At 38.8% G+C, this 19,484-nt stretch carries 10 protein-coding genes; all 10 read left to right on the forward strand.

Annotated elements, in window-relative coordinates; translation table 11 throughout:
* Window positions 1–7: 7 nt before the first annotated feature.
* The 10 genes from proQ (at window position 8) to GQR38_RS08490 (ending at window position 19,441) form a co-directional block, all read left to right on the forward strand.
* Window positions 8–658 (forward strand): RNA chaperone ProQ, encoded by a 651-nt coding sequence (gene proQ, locus GQR38_RS08445; RefSeq protein ID WP_007586916.1) that lies wholly within the window; start codon window positions 8–10, stop codon window positions 656–658.
* A gap of 26 nt (window positions 659–684) precedes the next feature.
* Window positions 685–2,709, forward strand: a complete 2,025-nt coding sequence (gene prc / locus GQR38_RS08450) for a carboxy terminal-processing peptidase (protein WP_007586913.1) — start codon at window positions 685–687, stop codon at window positions 2,707–2,709.
* Window positions 2,710–2,890: 181 nt separating this feature from the next.
* On the forward strand, window positions 2,891–4,354 hold the full coding sequence (nhaC, locus tag GQR38_RS08455; protein ID WP_007586912.1) for a Na+/H+ antiporter NhaC: 1,464 nt from the start codon (window positions 2,891–2,893) through the stop codon (window positions 4,352–4,354).
* A 47-nt stretch (window positions 4,355–4,401) separates the two neighbouring features.
* Window positions 4,402–6,996: an aminopeptidase N gene (gene pepN, locus GQR38_RS08460; protein WP_101216250.1), complete on the forward strand. Its 2,595-nt coding sequence runs from the start codon at window positions 4,402–4,404 to the stop codon at window positions 6,994–6,996.
* Window positions 6,997–7,218 (forward strand): DUF2835 family protein, encoded by a 222-nt coding sequence (locus GQR38_RS08465; protein ID WP_010552655.1) that lies wholly within the window; start codon window positions 6,997–6,999, stop codon window positions 7,216–7,218.
* A 252-nt stretch (window positions 7,219–7,470) separates the two neighbouring features.
* The gene (locus GQR38_RS08470; RefSeq protein ID WP_165721955.1) at window positions 7,471–9,570 is read left to right on the forward strand and encodes a DUF1302 domain-containing protein; all 2,100 of its coding nucleotides are present in this window, start codon (window positions 7,471–7,473) and stop codon (window positions 9,568–9,570) included.
* Between the two features lie 13 nt (window positions 9,571–9,583).
* Window positions 9,584–10,948, forward strand: coding sequence for a DUF1329 domain-containing protein (locus tag GQR38_RS08475; protein ID WP_165721954.1), 1,365 nt, complete (start codon window positions 9,584–9,586; stop codon window positions 10,946–10,948).
* 126 nt (window positions 10,949–11,074) lie between these two features.
* Window positions 11,075–12,070, forward strand: coding sequence for a YCF48-related protein (locus tag GQR38_RS08480; protein ID WP_165721953.1), 996 nt, complete (start codon window positions 11,075–11,077; stop codon window positions 12,068–12,070).
* Window positions 12,070–14,391, forward strand: coding sequence for an MMPL family transporter (locus GQR38_RS08485; protein ID WP_007586903.1), 2,322 nt, complete (start codon window positions 12,070–12,072; stop codon window positions 14,389–14,391). Before GQR38_RS08480 ends, GQR38_RS08485 begins: the two co-directional genes overlap by 1 nt.
* Window positions 14,392–14,599: 208 nt before the next feature.
* Window positions 14,600–19,441 carry an NAD-glutamate dehydrogenase gene (locus GQR38_RS08490; RefSeq protein ID WP_165721952.1) on the forward strand — a complete coding sequence of 1,614 codons (4,842 nt, stop codon included), beginning with the start codon at window positions 14,600–14,602 and terminating at the stop codon, window positions 19,439–19,441.
* Window positions 19,442–19,484: the final 43 nt, after the last annotated feature.

Genomic DNA, 19,484 nt, shown 5'->3' on the forward strand with positions numbered 1-19,484 from the left:
TTCTAAAATGGAAACCACAAACAAGCTAAAAGATATTAATGAAGTGTTGGAATTTTTATATCAAGAATTCCCACAATGTTTTAAACAAAAAGATGGCATCAAGCCGCTTAAAGTAGGTATTTTTAAAGATATTGCTGAGCGTATTGAAGGGTCTGAAAAAGTAAGTAAGACTCAAGTTCGTCAAGCGCTTAGAAAATACACGTCTAATTGGCGTTATTTAGAAGCTGTGACAAAGTCAGAGTTTCGTATTGATCTTGATGGTAATCAAGGTGAAAAAGTTGAGCAAGAGCATATCGACCATGCACAAAAAGCATTGGAAGAAAGCCGCGCTAAAATGGCAAAACGCAAAAAACAACAGCGTCCTCGCCAAGATTCTGATTCTAAATCTTTCAAGAAAAAACCAGCTCATGCTAGCAAAGCAGGCGATAAAAACGCACCTGCAGCTAACAAACCTGCTAAAGCAGCGCCAGTTAAACGTTCAGGAAAAATTGAACCTTTACCAGCAACTGAGGTCAAGGTTAATAATAAGGTTAAGGTTAAACTTGGCCAAGCACTTGTAAATGCAGTAATCACTGAAGTGAACAAAGATGACGTTCATGTTGAATTAGTGACAGGTATGCAAGTTAAAACCAAAGCTGACAGCTTATACATCGTTTAAGTTGTAAATAAATTAAGGAGTTGTGTATGAGTAAAAAGTTTACGCTCATTCCGTTAGTTGCTGCCCTGTTTTCAGGTTCATTATTTGCTGCTGTAGAAGCCGTTACAATTGACGATTTACCCCAGCTTAAGCAAGAGAGTCAACATGGTACTGCTAGCAAACGAGTGGCCAGCTTATTTGCTCGTTCACACTATACACCGGTTCGATTTAACGATGAGCTTTCTAGTAAAGTGTACGATCGTTATATCGAATCCCTTGATTTTAATAAAAGCGTTTTCTTAGCCAGCGATATTGCTTCTTTTGAGCAATATCGTGATGACTTTGATAACGCTATTACTACCGGTAAATTAGACTTTACGTTTGATATTTTTAACTTAAGTCTTAAACGCCGTTTTGAACGTTACGAGTATTCACTTACTTTACTTGAAAAAGAAATGACGTTTGATAAAGAAGATGAATACTTTTTTGACCGTGAAGATTCAGCATGGCCTGTGTCACAAGCTGAGCTTGATGAAATTTGGCGTGAGCGTGTAAAGTACGACGCACTGCGTTTAAAAATGACGGGTAAAGATTGGGAAGGCATTAAAGAAGTGCTGACCAAACGCTATAAAAATGCAGAAAAACGTTTAGTACAATCTAATTCAGAAGATGCTTTTCAAATTGTTATGAATTCGCTAGCACGTAGTATTGAGGCGCATACATCTTATTTATCGCCACGTCGTGCAGAGCAATTCAAAATGGATATGGATTTAGAGCTTGAGGGCATTGGTGCCGTACTAAGCCCTGATGAAGACTACACTGTTATTCGCAGCTTAGTGCCGGGAGGCCCTGCAGATAAAACAGATCAAATTAAAGCTGATGACCGCATTATTGGTGTTGCCCAAGATGGCGAAGAATTTGTAGACGTAATTGGCTGGCGTTTAGATGACGTAGTTGATTTAATTAAAGGTCCTAAAGGGACTAAAGTACGTCTACAGTATTTAAAAGGTGTTGACGCTCACGGCGCACCTAAAGTTGTTGAAATCACGCGTGATAAAATTCGACTTGAAGATAGAGCGGCTAAATCAGAAGTATTTGAAGCCAAATACTCTGATTTAACAAGTAAAGTTGGCGTGATTGAAATTCCAGGCTTTTACAATAATCTTTCGAAAGATGTAAAAGTTGAGCTGGCTAAGCTTAAAGAAGAAAAAGTTGATGGTATTATTATCGACTTACGCCAAAATGGTGGTGGTTCTTTATATGAAGCAACACAACTGTCTGGTTTGTTTTTTGACCAAGGTCCAGTTGTTCAAATTCATACCTTAAATAACCGTATTGAAGAGCAAAAAGATCGTGATGGTATAACTTATTACGACGGTCCTTTAACTGTTTTAGTTGACCGTTACAGTGCCTCTGCTTCTGAAATATTTGCAGCAGCTATGCAAGATTATGGTCGTGCAGTTATTATTGGCGAGCAAACTTTTGGTAAAGGTACAGTACAGCAGCACAAAGGCTTAGGCCGCGCTTACGATTTATACGATAATGCGCTGGGTAGCGTACAATATACGATTGCTAAGTTTTATCGTATTAACGGTGGTAGTACGCAACATAAAGGTGTGATCCCTGATATTTCGTTTCCATCAGCAATCGATCCTGCAGAGTGGGGCGAAAGTAAGCAAGATAATGCACTTCCTTGGGACAGCATTGTTAAAGCGAAATACAAAAAATTAGGTAATTTAACACCTATTATTACGTACCTTGAGAAACAACACGAAGTACGAATTAAATCAGAACCAGAATTTGGTTATGTATTTAATGACATTACCTTATACAACGAAGAGAAAGACCGTAAAACTATCTCTTTAGTTGAAGCTACGCGTATTAAAGAAAAAGATGAAGGTGAAGCACGTGCACTTGTACGTACTAACGAACGTCTTAAGCGTTTAGGTAAAGATCCGGTAGAAAACTTAGACGATTTACCTGAAGTAATTGAAGAGCTTGACCCATTTTTGGAAGAAGCTGCATTAATTACTCAAGATTATATTAATTATGGTCGTATAGCTAAGAAGTAACAACTGGTTTTACCTCTATAAAAAAGGCGCATTAGCGCCTTTTTTACTACCTAAAATTTACTAAATTGTTATAATATTTGATTACATAAAGTTGAGCTAGATCAATCATGCTCAATTAATGCGCTTTACGTGCTAAAAATAATAATTAAACACACAGTAAGTGTGTCTAGGAGTCTCTACTTTGAAGCTATTGGATGACAAACCAATCAAGCCCGCCTCGTTTTTTGATGCATTAATTCCTATCTCTGTATTAATTTGTTTACTTGGTGCTGCAGTTTACTTATTTGGTGATAACTCTTCATCAGGCCCTAACCAAATTGCACTTTTATTTGCTACTTTTGCAGCGGCTTTAATTGGGCTTAAAAACGGTTATACATGGAAAAAATTAGAACAAGCCATGATCGAAGGTATAACGCTTTCACTTGGCGCTATCCTAATTTTACTTATGGTAGGTGCGTTAATTGGCACTTGGCTACTTTCTGGAACTGTACCAACTTTAATTTATTATGGCTTGCAAGTTATAAACCCAAGTTGGTTTTATGCAGCGAGTTGTTTAATTTGTGGCATTGTAGCTATGAGTATAGGTAGTTCTTGGACTACTGCCGCTACGATAGGTGTTGCTTTATTAGGCGTTGCAACGGGTCTTGGACTTGAACAAACAGTTACAGCAGGCGCTGTTATATCTGGTGCGTACTTTGGTGATAAGTTAAGCCCGCTGTCAGAAACAACCAATCTAGCGCCAGCAGTTGTAGGCGCTGATTTATTTGAGCATATTCAACATATGCTGTGGACGACAGTACCAAGTTTTGTAATTGCACTGATTATATTTATATTCATGGGCTTTAACGCAACTGCTTCAAGCGAAGCGGGGCGCATTGATGAAATAACGGCTATTTTACAGCAAAACTTTAATATTGGTTTTGAAATGCTAATCCCGCTAATTGTACTTTTAGTTTTAGCGATTAAAAAAATGCCAGCCTTTCCTGCTATCTCTATCGGTGCTGTTGTGGGCGCTGTTTGGGCCATGTTGTTTCAATCTGATTTAATTGCTAGCCAAATTGATGTTTCTCAAGGGCAGCTAGTTGGCTATTTTAAGCTTGTTTGGACGACGTTTTTTGATGGTTTTAGCATAAGTACAGGCGATGACAAAATGGACTCCCTACTCAGTGGTGGTGGTATGTCCGGAATGCTTACAACCACATGGCTTATTATGACTGCACTGATGTTTGGTGCCATTATGGAAAAAACAGGCCTTTTGGATATTTTTGTTAAAAGCATACTTAAAATAGCTAAAAGTACGGGATCGTTAATTGCGGCAACAATAGCAACGTGTATTGGTACTAACGTGATAGCGGCCGATCAATATATTGCAATTGTTGTACCTGGTCGTATGTTTAAAGATGAATATGAAAAACGTGGTTTGAAGCCTGTTAACTTATCTCGTACATTGGAAGATGGCGGTACAATTACCAGCCCACTAATTCCATGGAACACGTGTGGCGCATATATGCAAAGCGTTTTACTAATAAATCCTTTTGATTATGCACTCTATGCTTTCTTTAACTTAATTAACCCTGTTTTAGCGGTGGTTTATGCCTACTTGGGCATTAAAATTTTACGTATTAAGCCAAAACAATCCGCCTAATTTTAAACAGCTCCTTTTAACTTAAAAGGAGCTGTTTTGGAGTATCTATGACTGAATCAAGTAAACCTCAAGCACAATATCTTAAAGACTATAAAGCTCCTGATTTTTTAATTGACCACACAGAGCTAACCTTTGACTTACAGCCATTATCAACCAAAGTAAGCTCTTTGCTAACGCTTACGCGTGTTGGTGATAAAAAAGCACCTTTAGTGCTTGATGGTATTGATTTACGCTTACTGTCTTTATCTATTGATACGGTTGATATAACTGATTATGAAATTATTGGCGAGCAGCTAATAATTAATAACCTACCGGATAGTTGCCAATTAAGTATTGTGACCGAGATATCGCCTGAGACGAATACTTCTTTAGAGGGTTTGTATTTATCTGGCGGTGCGTATTGTACACAGTGTGAAGCGCAGGGTTTTAGAAAGATCACCTATTACATGGATCGCCCTGATGTACTTGCCACGTTTGATGTAACTATTATTGCCGATAAAAAGTATCTACAACTTCTTTCTAATGGTAATCAAGTAGACAGTGGTGAAACACAAGATGGTCGTCATTTTGTGAAATGGCAAGACCCATTTAAAAAGCCGAGCTATTTATTTGCACTTGTAGCGGGCGATTTTGATGTTTTAAAAGATACGTACACGACTAAAAGCGGCAGAGATGTAGAATTAGCATTGTTTGTTGATAAAGGTAATTTATCTAAAACACCCCATGCTATTGCCTCACTCAAAAAGGCAATGCAGTGGGATGAAGAACGCTTTAATTTAGAGTATGACCTTGATATTTATATGATTGTAGCCGTCGATTTTTTCAACATGGGCGCGATGGAAAATAAAGGGCTAAACGTTTTTAACAGTAAATGCGTATTAGCTAATCAAGAAACAGCCACAGATAAAGACTACCATACGATTGAATCCATTGTAGGGCATGAGTACTTTCATAACTGGACAGGTAACCGAGTTACTTGTAGAGATTGGTTTCAGTTATCGCTAAAAGAAGGGTTAACTGTATTTAGAGACCAAGAGTTCAGTAGTGATTTAGGCTCTCGTGCACTTAACCGAATTGATGCGGTCAAAGTTATGCGTACGCATCAGTTTAGCGAAGATGCAGGCCCTATGGCTCACCCAATTCGCCCTGAGAAAGTTATTGAAATGAATAACTTTTATACAGTAACTGTATACGATAAAGGTGCTGAAGTTATCCGTATGATGCACACATTACTGGGTGAAACTAACTTTCAAAAAGGGATGACGCTTTACTTTGAGCGCCACGATGGGCAAGCAGTTACATGTGATGACTTTGTAAGTGCGATGAGCGATGCATCAGGTGTTGATTTAGAGCAATTTAAACAATGGTACAGCCAATCAGGTACACCGCGTTTAAATGCAATTCAAGAATTTGATAGCAGCTCAAATACATACACTTTGACAATCGAGCAAACAGCGCCAGCTAATCAGCCAGAGAATAAAAAGCTTCATATACCTTTTGCTATTGAACTACTTGATGCCAATGGACAAAGTATTGCTCTGCAATATAAAGGTAAAAAGCTAGATCATGTACTCGATGTAACTAATGCGACTCAAACATTTAGCTTTGATAATATTTTAGAAAAGCCTGTTGCGGTTTTACTCGAAGACTTTTCTGCTCCTTGTATTTTAAACCAGCAAACAACAGAGCCCGAACTATTGCATATTATGCGTTTTGCGCGCAGTGATTTTTCACGTTGGGATGCACAACAGCAGCTATTCATTAAGGCGATTAAATCTCAAATCACCGATGCAACGAATAGCGTATTAAGCAGCGAAATTATAAATGCGCTACGTGTACTTATAAACACCAAAGAGGGCGATTTAGCTTTAATTGCAGAGCTGTTTAAATTGCCGAGTTTTGACACGTTAGCTGCTGAATTTGATGTAATACCTGTAGATGACATTATTGAAATAACAGAAAAGTTTGAGCAACAAATTGCTGATGAACTTGCTGATGAGCTGCTTAGTTGTTACGAATCTCTTGAAGATGATGGCAGTATAAGTGCAAGCGCTGTTGCGAATCGTGCTTTAAAGCAAATATGTCTGCACTACCTTGCTAAAACACAAAGTCCAGAAGCTGTAACCTTTATTAAAGAAGCTGCAAGCTCGACTAATATGACTAATGTACTTGGTGCCCTAAGCGCTGTGGTAAAAGCTTCACACCCTGTTAGAGATGAGCTTTTGAGTCATTTTGATAGTCAGTGGCGTCATGATGTTTTAGTCATGGATAAGTGGTTTGCACTGCAAGCTATGCAATCAGGCAGTACTGCTATAGATGATATTAAGGCACTTTACGAACACCCGTGTTTTGATTTTTCAAATCCTAACCGTGTACGTGCACTTGTAGGAAGTTTTAGCCACTTTAATACAGCACAATTTCATCGAGCAGATGCTCAAGGCTATGCGTTATTAGGTGATTTATTAATAAAACTTAATGCAATTAATCCACAAAATGCATCTCGTATGTTAACACCGTTTATGTCGTGGAAGCGTTACGATGATGTACGCTCACAAGCAATGAAGCTGCAATTACAACGCTTAGCCAACTTAGATGGCCTAAGTGCTGACTTGTATGAAAAGGTTGAAAAAGCGCTCGCATAAATGATTGAGTATTATTTTACCTTAAGATTGAGCTATAACGAGTGCATGGATTACTACCATGGCCGTTTTAGCTCTTTACAAGTTGTAGAGGATGGCGGTAAAACAATTCGTTTTGCTGCTACGCATTTGAGGCCCTTCATTTCGAGCTTGGGTGTACGTGGCCGTTTTAGACTCTTATTAACCCCCGAAAACAAGTTCATCCGCCTAGAGCGAGTGGCCTGACACTCGGTTTTTATGTTATATATACATAAAAATATTGTATTTTTGTTAATTTCAATTTGTCCTATTGTTAAATTACGTGTATAAATTATCTGGTACGACGTCTTACCAATACGTAAGCGTTAACCAGAATAAGAAGTATATGACAGATTAGAGCGAGTATTTGTAATTTTACTGATTCGCTTCTATCGTTATGATTACACTAAAAACAATAACTTGATCACACAAAATGACCCGCGACAGGGGGGAACCAAAATGATAAGAAGATCGCTTTTTGTTAAAAATAGAATCGCTATAGGTTTAGCAGCCGCTAGCTTAGGTTTATCTGCAGCAAGTACTCAAGCTGTAACATTTGAAGCTGGAGGTTTTGATATTACCTTCGATTCAACCTTTTCATATGGGCAAAGTGTTCGTGTAGAAGATAGAGACTTTAACCTAATTGGCAAAAGTAATAATCCAGCCTTTGATTGGACAGGATACAACCCAGCGCTAAACAACACTATTTACTCATCTCAAGATGTATGGGCACAACCGGGCTCTTACTCAAATAACGGTGACGCGGGTAATTTAAATTTTGATAGTGGTGACTCATTCTCAAAACTATTGAAGGGCACACACGACCTTTCAATAAATAAAGATAACTACGGTTTGTTCACTCGCTTCATGTATTTTTATGACTTTGCGTTGATGGATGGCAATCATGCATATTCAAATCCTACATCAGGGCAGGGTGTTGATCCATGTGACGATAAAGACACCAAAGCACAAAGTTGTGCCGACATACGTTTATTAGATGCGTTTGTATGGGCCGATTTTGATTTAAATGATGGTAATAACCCTTTATCTGTCCGTTTAGGCCAGCAAGTAGTTAACTGGGGTGAAAGTACGCTTATATCTCATGGTATTAACGTAAACCCAGTTGATATAGATCGATTAAAAGCACCTGGCGCTGAGCTAAAAGAAGCATTTATACCAATCGGTATGCTTTGGGCATCGCTCGGTATTACTGAGAACATTACGCTTGAAGGTTTCTACCAATATCAATGGCAAGAAACACGTTTACCAGCAGCCGGTACATACTTTTCTACCAATGACTTTGCAGCAGAAAATGGTTATCAGCAGAATGTTCAATTAGGTTTTACGTCTAATCCTGATATTGATGTGGCTTTTTTAACAGATAGTTTGAATAACCTAACATCTGATTTTGCATTAGCAGCCGCTGCTCAAGGTATTGATCCTTCAAGTGCTGAAGGAAGCGCTTTATTAGCCCAAATGTATCTTGCTTACCCAACTAAGGTTGCATTAAAAGGCAAAGGGGATAATGGTAAAACAGAACCTGAAGATGGCGGCCAGTATGGTTTACGTTTAGGTGTGTTTTTACCTGAATTTAATGATACTGAAATTGCACTCTATCATGTGAATTACCATAGCCGTCGTCCGCTTATATCTGGTCGCGTATCAAACTTTTCACAAGCTGCAATTGCCCAAGATTTAGCGATGATCATGACGACAGAAATTACGTCAGATAATGTTGCTGATTTAACCGCTTTTTCTAAAGCTGAAAACGACTACCCAGAAGATATTAAACTATATGGTTTAAGTTTTAACACCACTATTGGTGAAACAGCCTTTGCGGGTGAGTTTGCGTTTCGTCAAGATGAACCACTGCAAATTGATGACGTAGAGTTACTTTACACAGCTATGCCTGAGCAATTGGCGCTTGCCGGTATTCGTCCTGATTTTGCGGGTATTTCGCAAATGAGTTTTGGCGATGCTATAAGCTCTGTTGGAGCGGGTGAAGTTGCTCAAGGCTATATAGAACGTGATACATCACAAATTCAATTCACGGCTACTCACTTATTTGGACCTTCATTAGGGGCTGATAGTTGGGCTGTTGTTGGTGAAGTGGGTGCTGTAAAAATTCATAACATGCCAGAATATGACGAAATGCGTTTAAATGTATCCGGTACTGGCCGTAGTGGCACAATTACAGGCCCAGGTACTACTGATTATTCAACATTGCAACTTGGTTTATCAAATGGCGCTGAAGAAAAATCATTCGCCACAGCATCTTCTTGGGGTTACCGCTTAATTGCTAAAGGTGATTATTTTAACCTTTACAAAGGTATTAACTTCTCTCCACGTTTTGTATTTTCTCATGACGTAAATGGTAATACACCAGACCCTATGTTCTTATTTATCGAAGACCGTAAATCTTTGGGTGCAACCATGAACTTTAACTACCAAAATGCGTGGTCACTTGATGTGAGCTATAACTCGTTTTGGGGCGGCGGCGATATTAATACTTTCTCAGATCGCGATTACGTTTCTTTTAACTTAAAATATTCTATTTAGGGGTAACATTATTATGATTAAAAAACCTACCCTCATCGCTACAGCTTTTTGTAGCTTGTTTGCAAGCAGCGCAGCTTTAGCTAAATTAAACGCTGATGAAGTTGCTCAATTAGGTCAAAACTTAACGCCAATGGGCGCAGAAAAAGCAGCTAATGCTGATGGCTCTATTCCAGCATGGAATAATGGCATTACAACAGCCCCTGCAGGTTATGAAGCTGGTATGCATCACCTTGACCCATTTACAGCTGATAAAGTGCTTTTCACTATTGATAAAAGTAATATTGAAAAGTACAAAGCCAATTTAAGTCCGGGTCAAATCGCTTTATTTGAAGCATACCCAGACACATTTAAAATGCCAGTGTATGAAACACGTCGTTCTGCGTCTTACCCTCAGTTTGTGTATGATGCGACTAAAAAGTTTGCACCGACTGCTGAATTAATTGAAGGCGGTAACGGTATTAAAAATACGGCGATTGGTATTCCTTTCCCTATTCCTAAAACGGGTTTAGAGGCAATTTGGAATCATTTATTACGTTACCGTGGCCAGTCTATTGAGCGTTTTGGTGGTCAAGCTGCACCGACTGCATCTGGTTCTTATAACTATGTTGGCTTTGATGAGCAGTTATTAGTTAAATACTCAGACCCTAGTGCAACACCAGCAGAGCTGCAAGACTCAAATATTTTGTTTAAGTTTAAACAAAGCGTTACAGAACCGGCTCGTTTAGCGGGTACTGCATTATTAGTTCATGAAACAATGGATCAAATATTAACGCCGCGTCAAGCATGGACTTATAACTCGGGACAACGTCGTGTTCGTCGTGCACCTAATGTTGCATATGATGCACCAGGCACAGCTGCAGATAGCCTGCGTACTACCGATGATTTTGATATGTTTAATGGCTCGCCAAATCGTTACAACTGGACACTAAAAGGCAAGCAAGAGTTATATATACCTTACAACAGCTATAAACTTCATAGTGATAAGCTAGAGTACGATGATATTTTAATGCCTGGCCATATTAACCCAGAACATACACGTTACGAAAAACACCGTGTTTGGGTTGTTGAAGCTAACTTAAAAGATGATACACGTCATATCTATAAAAAACGTGTGTTTTACATCGATGAAGATAGCTGGCAAGTACAGGTTACTGATATTTATGATAACCGCGACCAACTTTACCGTGTAGCAATGGCTTATGGCCTTAACTACTACGAAGTACCTACACAGTGGAGTACGCTTGAGGTTTATCATGATTTGAATTCTCGTCGTTATTTAGCAATTGGTTTAGATAACCAAGAAAAAATGTACGATTTTTCACAGTCATTTAACGATAACGAATTTACTTCAAGCGCTTTACGTCGCGCAGGTAGATAGTATTAAACTAGGCATTTAACAATTTGTTAAGTGCCTTTTCCTTTCTCATCGCGTTTGTCTTACAGCGCGCAACGCTTTCCCCAGTAAAAAGACAAACAACTCTCTCGTACAAGGCGATTAAAATTTATGAAGTATTTGGTATATGCCAGCCTGATAATAAGCGGTGCGAGTGTTGCACAAGAAGCCCCTAACAATGCAATCAGTGCAACAAATGCAGCTAAAACCTTACTCACCGACATAACCAACACAGGCAATAGTCTAATTGCAGTAGGTAAACACGGTACTGTTATTAAAAGTATCTCGGGTGATAAATGGCAACAAGCTGAGCTAGTCCCAACTCAAGTGCTATTAACTGCCGTTGATTTTAGTAATGAAAATAATGGATGGGCGTGTGGCCACGATGCAACAATAATAAATACTACTGACGGTGGTATTAATTGGCAACTACAACAAGCACAACCAAAATTAGACAAACCATGTTTAGATATTCTATTTGAAGATGATTTAAAAGGTTTTGCAGTGGGCGCATATGGCATGTTTTATCAAACCACCGATGGTGGTAAACATTGGCAAAAACGCTTTTTAGATTCGCTATTATTTAGTGATGATCGTGATTACTTGAACGATTTAAAAGAAAATGACCCCGAAGGATACGAAGCCGAAACTGCTTCAATTTTACCGCACTTTAATCGAATCGAAAAAACAGATAATGGTTTAATGCTGGTTGGTGAGATGGGCTTGATGGCCAGAAGCATTGATGATGGTCAAACTTGGCAAAGAATAGAAGAAATTTATCCTGGTTCATTCTTTGCAGTTGCATCAGATAGCACACAAGAAATTGTGGCAGGGCTTCGAGGTAATGTTTTTGCAAAGCAAAATGGTGAACAGCAGTGGCAGCATTTCGAAAATGTTAAAACAGCGACGATCAACAACATCATTAATTATAATAACAAACAATGGCTTATGCTTGCCAACAGTGGCGTTATTTTTCATCTTCAAGATGGGTTACTCACCCATGAGCAGCTTGCTGACGGTAAAGCGATTCTTGATGGTGTAATTTTAGATAACAGGCTGATCATGGCTACAGAAGATGGCATTAAAGTGAAGGAGTTAACCCCTTAATGCATAAACTACTCGATTTTATTGAAAAGGCGATTTTTAGACATCGCTTAATTATGCTTATAAGTTTTGCACTTATAACCTGTTTACTTGTATTCAAAGCGACTCAAATTCAATTAGATGCATCGTTTAATAAAAATATCCCGTTAAACCACGATTATATGAAAGTGTATACCAAGCATGAAAAGCAGTTTGGTGGTGCAAACAGTATTTTGATTTCAGTGTGTGATGACAGTGGTGATATATTTAATCCAGAGTTCTTTACTCAATTAAAAGCGGTTCACGATCAGCTTTATTTCATTCCTGGCGTAAATCGTCCATTAGTTAACTCAATATTTTCACCCAGTGCTCGTTTTGTTGAAGTAGTGGAGGATGGCTTTGCCGGTGGCCCAATTATTCCTGCTAACTTTAAAGCAGATAAGCGTGGTTTAGGTGTAGTAAAGGAAAACATTGAAAAAGCAAAAGTTGTAGGACGTATGATTGCCAGCGATTATTCGTGTGCAATGGTAACTGCTCAACTTTTAGAAACTGATCCTCAAACACAACAAAAATTAGACACATTAGCTTTTGCGCAAAAGCTAGAAAGTGATTTAAGAGAGCCTTTAAGTACGGACAAAGTAAGTATTCATATTATTGGCTTTGCAAAAATGGCTGGTGATATAGCTGAAGGTGCAAAAGGGGTGGTTGTATTTTTTGCCATTGCTATCGCTTTTACCTTTATTATGGTCTGGCTATTTTGTGGCAGTTTAAAGCTGACTATTTTGCCTATCGCATGTTCCATTATTGCTGTTATTTGGCAATTAGGCCTGCTTTCAAGTTTAGGTTTTGGCCTTGATCCTATGTCTATTTTGGTACCGTTTTTAGTATTTGCTATTGGTGTAAGCCATGGTGTGCAGATGATAAATGCGATTGGTAAAAAAGTAGGTGAAGGTAAAACAACACGTATTTGTTGTCAGTCAAGTTTTAGGGCTTTATTAGTGCCAGGCGGTATTGCACTGCTTTCAGACACCGTAGGCTTCTTAACATTACTTACCATTGATATTGGTATTATCCGTGAACTTGCCATTACAGCGAGTTTAGGTGTAGCAGTAATTATATTTACTAATTTAATCTTATTGCCAGTTTGGGCTTCGTACATGAACTTTGAAAACAGTGTACATATTCAATCTGGTGATGCAGCAAAACCAAACATGCTTGATAAAATCCGCGACTTACTTGTTAAAGCGACTGATCCTAAAGTAGCTAAAATGATTATTGGTTTTACCCTTGTACTATTTGCTTTAGGTTACTGGCAAGCAGATAAAATGCGTATAGGTGACTTACATGCAGGCGCGCCATCACTGCATCAAGATGCTCGTTATAATCAAGACACGTTTTTAATATCAGACAAGTACACTATCTCGTCTGATATCTTAAAGGTAATTGTAGAAGCGTATCCTGCAGCATGTACTGAGCATGATGTGATGGAGCGTATAAGCCGTTTTCAATACAAAGTAGAGAATGTGGCCGGTGTGCAGTCTGCTGTAAGTTTGAGCTCTGTAGCTCAATCGGTTAACGCAGGCTACAACGAAGGCAATTTGAAATGGCAAAGCTTGCCACGAAATTCAGCAAGTTTAGTGCAGTCAACGTCTCGAGTTGAAACTAGTACAGGTTTACTTAACGGTGATTGTTCAGTTATGCCAGTGATTATATTTTTAGATGATCATAAAGCACAAACTATCGATACTGTAATTAAGAGTGTTAAGCAATTTGCGCAAGAAGAGGGCACTGATAAATTAGCATTTAAGTTAGCGTCAGGACCTGTTGGTGTAATGGCAGCCACGAATGAATCAGTTGCAGAAGCGCAAATACCAATGATGCTTTATGTTTATGGTGCCGTTATCATTTTATGTTTAATGAGCTTTAGAAGCGTAAAAGCAACGATTGCAGTGGTATTGCCGCTTTATATCGTATCAACACTTGCACAAGCACTTATGGTGCAATTAGAAATAGGCTTAACCGTTTCTACTTTGCCAGTTATTGCTCTAGGAGTGGGTATTGGGGTCGATTACGGCATTTATATACTGTCGTCGATGATGGGGCAGCTTAAGCAAAATGTACCATTAAGTGTTGCTTATCGAAATGCGCTTGTTGAACGTGGAAGTGCGGTTCTATTTACCGGTATTACACTTGCGATTGGTGTGAGTACGTGGATATTCTCAGATCTTAAATTCCAAGTTGATATGGGTATACTGTTAACCTTCATGTTTTTAGTAAATATGTTAGGTGCAGTGTTGTTATTACCCGCTATTGGTAGCCTTCTCTGGACTGACCAGAAAAAATAATGTGAATAATTTTGCTCCTAAATGGCCTGTAAAGGCCATTTATATCTACAATTTGTGAATAGATGACCAAATAGCTGAAATGCTTAAAATGTTTTCATCGAAAAGGCTGTTTATTAGCTGTAAAAGGGTTAGAATTTAATTGACTCCACGCTAATGAATAGCTGTACAAATTCCTGCTCCTGAGCAGTAATAGATTAAGGAACATACAATGACACGAAATGAAGGCCAAGCCTCGGTTATCCTAGATAATGTCTGTAAGCTGATCCAGAAAAAAGTTCGCGCTGATAATGTGTTACTCGTTGAGAAATTCGCCAAAGCCTTGTACAGCAATATGTCTAAAGAGGATTTGGCAAACCGCAACGATAGTGACCTATATGGCGCAGCATTAAGCCTTTGGAACTCGCTAGAAAAAAATACTACCGACGACGCTGTTATCCGCGTTTTCAACCCTGAAGTGGCAAAAGATGGCTGGCAGTCATCACATACAATTGTAGAAATTATTACTAAAGACATGCCGTTTTTAGTTGATTCTGTTCGTATGGCCATGACTCGTGAAAATATCGCCTCTCACTTATTACTTCACTGCCCATTAAAAATTAAGCGCGATGAAAACGCTAAAATTTCCGGATTATCAAATTTAAAAGCAGAGCAAGAATCCTCATCTACTAAAACAGTATTTTTTATTGAAATTGACCGTCAAACAGATTCTTCTGTGATTGAGTCTTTCAAGAAAGAGTTAGAGTCGGTTCTTGTTGATGTATCAGTTGCTGTTGATGATTGGCAGCCAATTCGTAAAAAATTGATTGCAGTAACCAAAGAGTTACCTAAACGTCATCACAATAAAACGACAGAAGAAGTTTCAGAAACAACTGAGTTTTTAGATTGGTTAGCGAAAGATAATTTTACTCTAATGGGTTACCGTGAATATGAGCTAAGTCCAGTTCAAGGTGATTACCAATTAAAAGGTAAAATGGAATCAAGCCTTGGCTTGATGAAAAACTCTACTGAAGAACACACACGATTATTATCAGAATTACCAGAAGTTGCTCGCCAAGAAGCACGCAGCAGCAACCTACTGATCCTAACAAAAACAAACTCTGTTTCTCGCGTTCACCGTCCAGCCTATATTGATTACGTAGGTATTAAGCGTTTTGACGATGAAGGCAATGTAATTGGTGAAGACCGCTTTATTGGTTTGTTCTCATCAAGCTTTTACAATAATAGTGCTACTGATGTGCCTGTTTTAAAAAGTAAAATTAACCGCATTATGGAAATGTGTGATTTTGCTAAAGGTACACACGCTTACAAAGCTGTTTTAAATATTTTAGAAACCTACCCACGTGATGAGCTAGTTCAAGCGCGCGAAAGTGAGCTACTTGAAGTTGCTATGGGTGTTTTACAAGTACAAGAGCGCGATATGTGTCGCTTGTTTGTACGTAAAGATGCGTATGGTCGCTTTTTATCTTGCATGGTTTATGTTCCTCGCGAACGCTATAACACGGCTCTTCGTCGTGAAACGCAAGATATATTAGCTAATGCATTTAATTCTGATGATAAAGTCGAATTTACTACTTATTTCTCTGAGTCAACACTGGCGCGTACTCATTACACCGTTCGTGTGACCGACAACAAGATCGAATATAACGTGAAAGACATCGAAAACAATTTAGTAGAAGCTGCACGTACGTGGGAAGATAAACTTCAATCTGCACTTTTAGAGTCTGCGGGTGAAGCACGTGGTAACGATTTAAATCGTAAATACTGTAATGCGTTTGCACGCTCATACAAAGACGAAGTGCTTCCAAGTGCTGCGGTTGTTGATATCGAAAAGTTAGAACTACTTAGCGATGAAAACAAGCTAGAAATGCTGTTCTACCGTCCTCAAGAAGAAGCAAACAGTAATATTGTACGATTAAGCTTATTCCATAAAGATGAGCCAATTCACTTATCTGATGTTATGCCAATGCTTGAAAACTTTGGTCTGCGCGTTGTTGGTGAAACACCATATTCAGTTAAAACTAGCGATGGTCGTATTAACTGGATCATGGACTTCTCGATGCTTATTGACAGCAAAGGGATGGCAGACTTTGATAAAATTTCAGCACGTTTTCGCGCTGCATTAACAAATGTGTGGGGCAACCGCCTTGAAAATGATGGTTTTAACCGTTTAGTGTTAATGGGTGGCCTAACTGGCCGCGAAGCCTCTATTTTACGTGCTTACGCTAAGTACATGCGTCAAATTGGTGTAACGTTCTCACAAAGTTACATTGAAAGCACATTTGCAAATTATCCAAACATTGCAGCGCAAATTGTTAATTTATTTGCTAAAAAGTTCTCAGTTAAGAGCCCAGCAAGTGCTAAAACACTTGAAAAGTTAAGTACGCAAATTTACTTAGAACTTGAAAACGTAGCAAACCTTGATGATGACCGCATTATACGTTTATACGTAGATATGATTGTTGCGACGCTACGTACTAACTATTTCCAAAAAGATGATGCAGGTCAGTTTAAATCTTATGTTTCGTTTAAAATACAGCCTAGCTTAATTCCCGATGTACCACTTCCACTTCCTGCGTTTGAGATCTTTGTTTATTCTCCGCGCGTTGAAGGTGTGCATTTACGTTACGGTAAAGTAGCGCGTGGTGGTCTGCGTTGGTCTGACCGTCGTGAAGACTTCCGTACTGAAGTACTTGGCTTAGTTAAAGCGCAACAAGTTAAAAATACAGTAATTGTACCTGTTGGTTCTAAAGGTGGTTTTGTATGTAAACAATTACCTAGTGAGCGCGAAGCGTTTATAAAAGAAGGCCAAGAGTGTTACAAAATCTTTATCCGCGGTCTTCTAGATATTACAGATAACATAGAGCGCGGTGAAGTAGTCCCAGCTCGCGATGTTGTTCGCCACGATGAAGATGATGCTTACTTAGTGGTTGCAGCCGATAAAGGAACCGCTACTTTCTCTGATATCGCAAACGGCATAGCTAATGAATACAATTTCTGGCTAGGCGATGCATTCGCATCAGGTGGCTCGGTTGGTTACGATCATAAGAAAATGGGTATTACAGCTAAAGGCGCATGGGAGTCAGTTAAACGACATTTCCGTGAAATGGATATCGATTGTCAAACGACTGACTTTACAGTGGTAGCTATAGGCGATATGGCTGGTGATGTATTTGGTAATGGTATGTTGTTATCTAAGCATATTCGTTTACAAGTTGCCTTTAACCATATGCACATTTTTGTTGATCCTAACCCAGATGCTGCTACTTCTTACCCAGAGCGCGAACGTTTATTTAATATGCCGCGTTCATCTTGGGAAGATTACAACAAAGAGTTAATTTCTGCCGGTGGTGGTGTTTTCTCTCGTGCTGCTAAATCAATTACGCTCAGCCCAGAAATGAAAAAAATGTTGGGTACTAAAAAAGCAAGTATGACCCCAAATGAGTTAATGAAAGCTTCATTGATGATGGAGTTCGATTTACTGTGGAATGGCGGTATTGGTACATACATTAAAAACTCTAAAGAAACTGATGCAGATGTAGGGGATCGTGCAAACGATGCACTACGTATCAATGGTAGAGATTTAGGCGCTAAAATAATTGGTGAGGGCGGTAACTTAGGTGCAACTCAATTAGGTCGTGTTGAATTTGCAGCTAAGGGTGGTCGTGTTAATACTGACTTTATTGATAACGTAGGGGGCGTTGCCTGTTCAGATAACGAAGTTAACATTAAGATTTTACTTAATGGCTTGGTTGCTGAAGGTGACTTAACACGTAAACAACGTGATGAGCTACTTTACTCAATGACAGATGAAGTATCTGAATTAGTATTAAAAGACTGTTACCGTCAAACACATACTATTTCAATTACGCAGTCTAAAGGTACTTCAACGCTTAAAGAAAAGATTCGTTTTATTCATGCACTTGAAAAAGATGGCAAGTTAAACCGTGCTATTGAGTTTATTCCAAGCGATGAAGAATTGGCAGAACGTGCAGCCGCAGGTAAAGACTTAACTCGCCCTGAGCTTTCAGTGCTAGTGTCTTACGCAAAAATGGTATTAAAAGAGTCTTTAGTAAGTGATGAAATTACTGAAAACCCTTACTATCGCCAATTGCTTGTGAAGTCATTCCCACGTCCTCTACGTGAGAAGTTTAACGATGCGATGAACAACCATCCACTTCGTAAAGAAATTATTGCAACTAAACTTGCTAACAGTATCGTTAATGATATGGGTTTAAACTTCATGGTACGTATGCATGAAGAAACCGGTGCCAACGAAGCTGAAATTGCAATGTGTTACTCAATTGCTAGCGAAATATTTGAAATGCGCGATACATGGTCTTCTATCAGCGCACTGGATAATAAAATACCAGCAGCGGTACAAACTGAAATGCTTTACCAACTTCGTCGTACTGTTCGCCGTACTACGCGTTGGTTCTTACGTCATCGTAATAAGTCACAAACGATTGAACAAGGAATTGAATTCTTTGCGCCAACATTTAAAGATTTAAGCGATAATTTAAATACATACATGATTGAAAAAGAAAATGACCGTATTGTAATTGAAGCTAATAAGTTAATTGATGCCGGCGTTCCTGCAGATATAGCTAAGCGTATTGTTTCGTTATCAAGCTTATTCTCTGTGATGGATTTAGCTGAGGTTGCTAATAGCTCTGGCAGAAGTATTTCGATGGTATCGAATACTTACTTTAAACTAGGCGCAAGAATGGGTCTGCATTGGTTCTTAGAGCAAATAACTAAGCAACCAGTAGCAAATCATTGGCAAGCACTTGCTCGTTCATCTTACCGTGAAGAGCTTGATTGGCAGCAACGTACGTTATCTGAAGTGGTGCTAAATAGCTTTGAAGGTGACGAGAGCGATGTTGATAGTCAAATAGATGAGTGGATGGATAGCCAAGATTTATTACTTCAGCGTTGGAAACAAATGTTGGCTGAGTTTAAAACATCACAAAGCCATGACTTTGCTAAGTTCTCAGTTGCACTTCGTGAACTTATGTTATTAAGTCACAACTGTGATACATCAGGAAAATAATTTAGCTTTAATCAGTTATTTGTTTAGTAAATAAATAACTGAT

Origin of the sequence: Pseudoalteromonas sp. c7(2019) (genome assembly GCF_011378625.1) — a bacterium.
GTDB classification, from domain to species: Bacteria; Pseudomonadota; Gammaproteobacteria; order Enterobacterales; family Alteromonadaceae; genus Pseudoalteromonas; species Pseudoalteromonas arctica.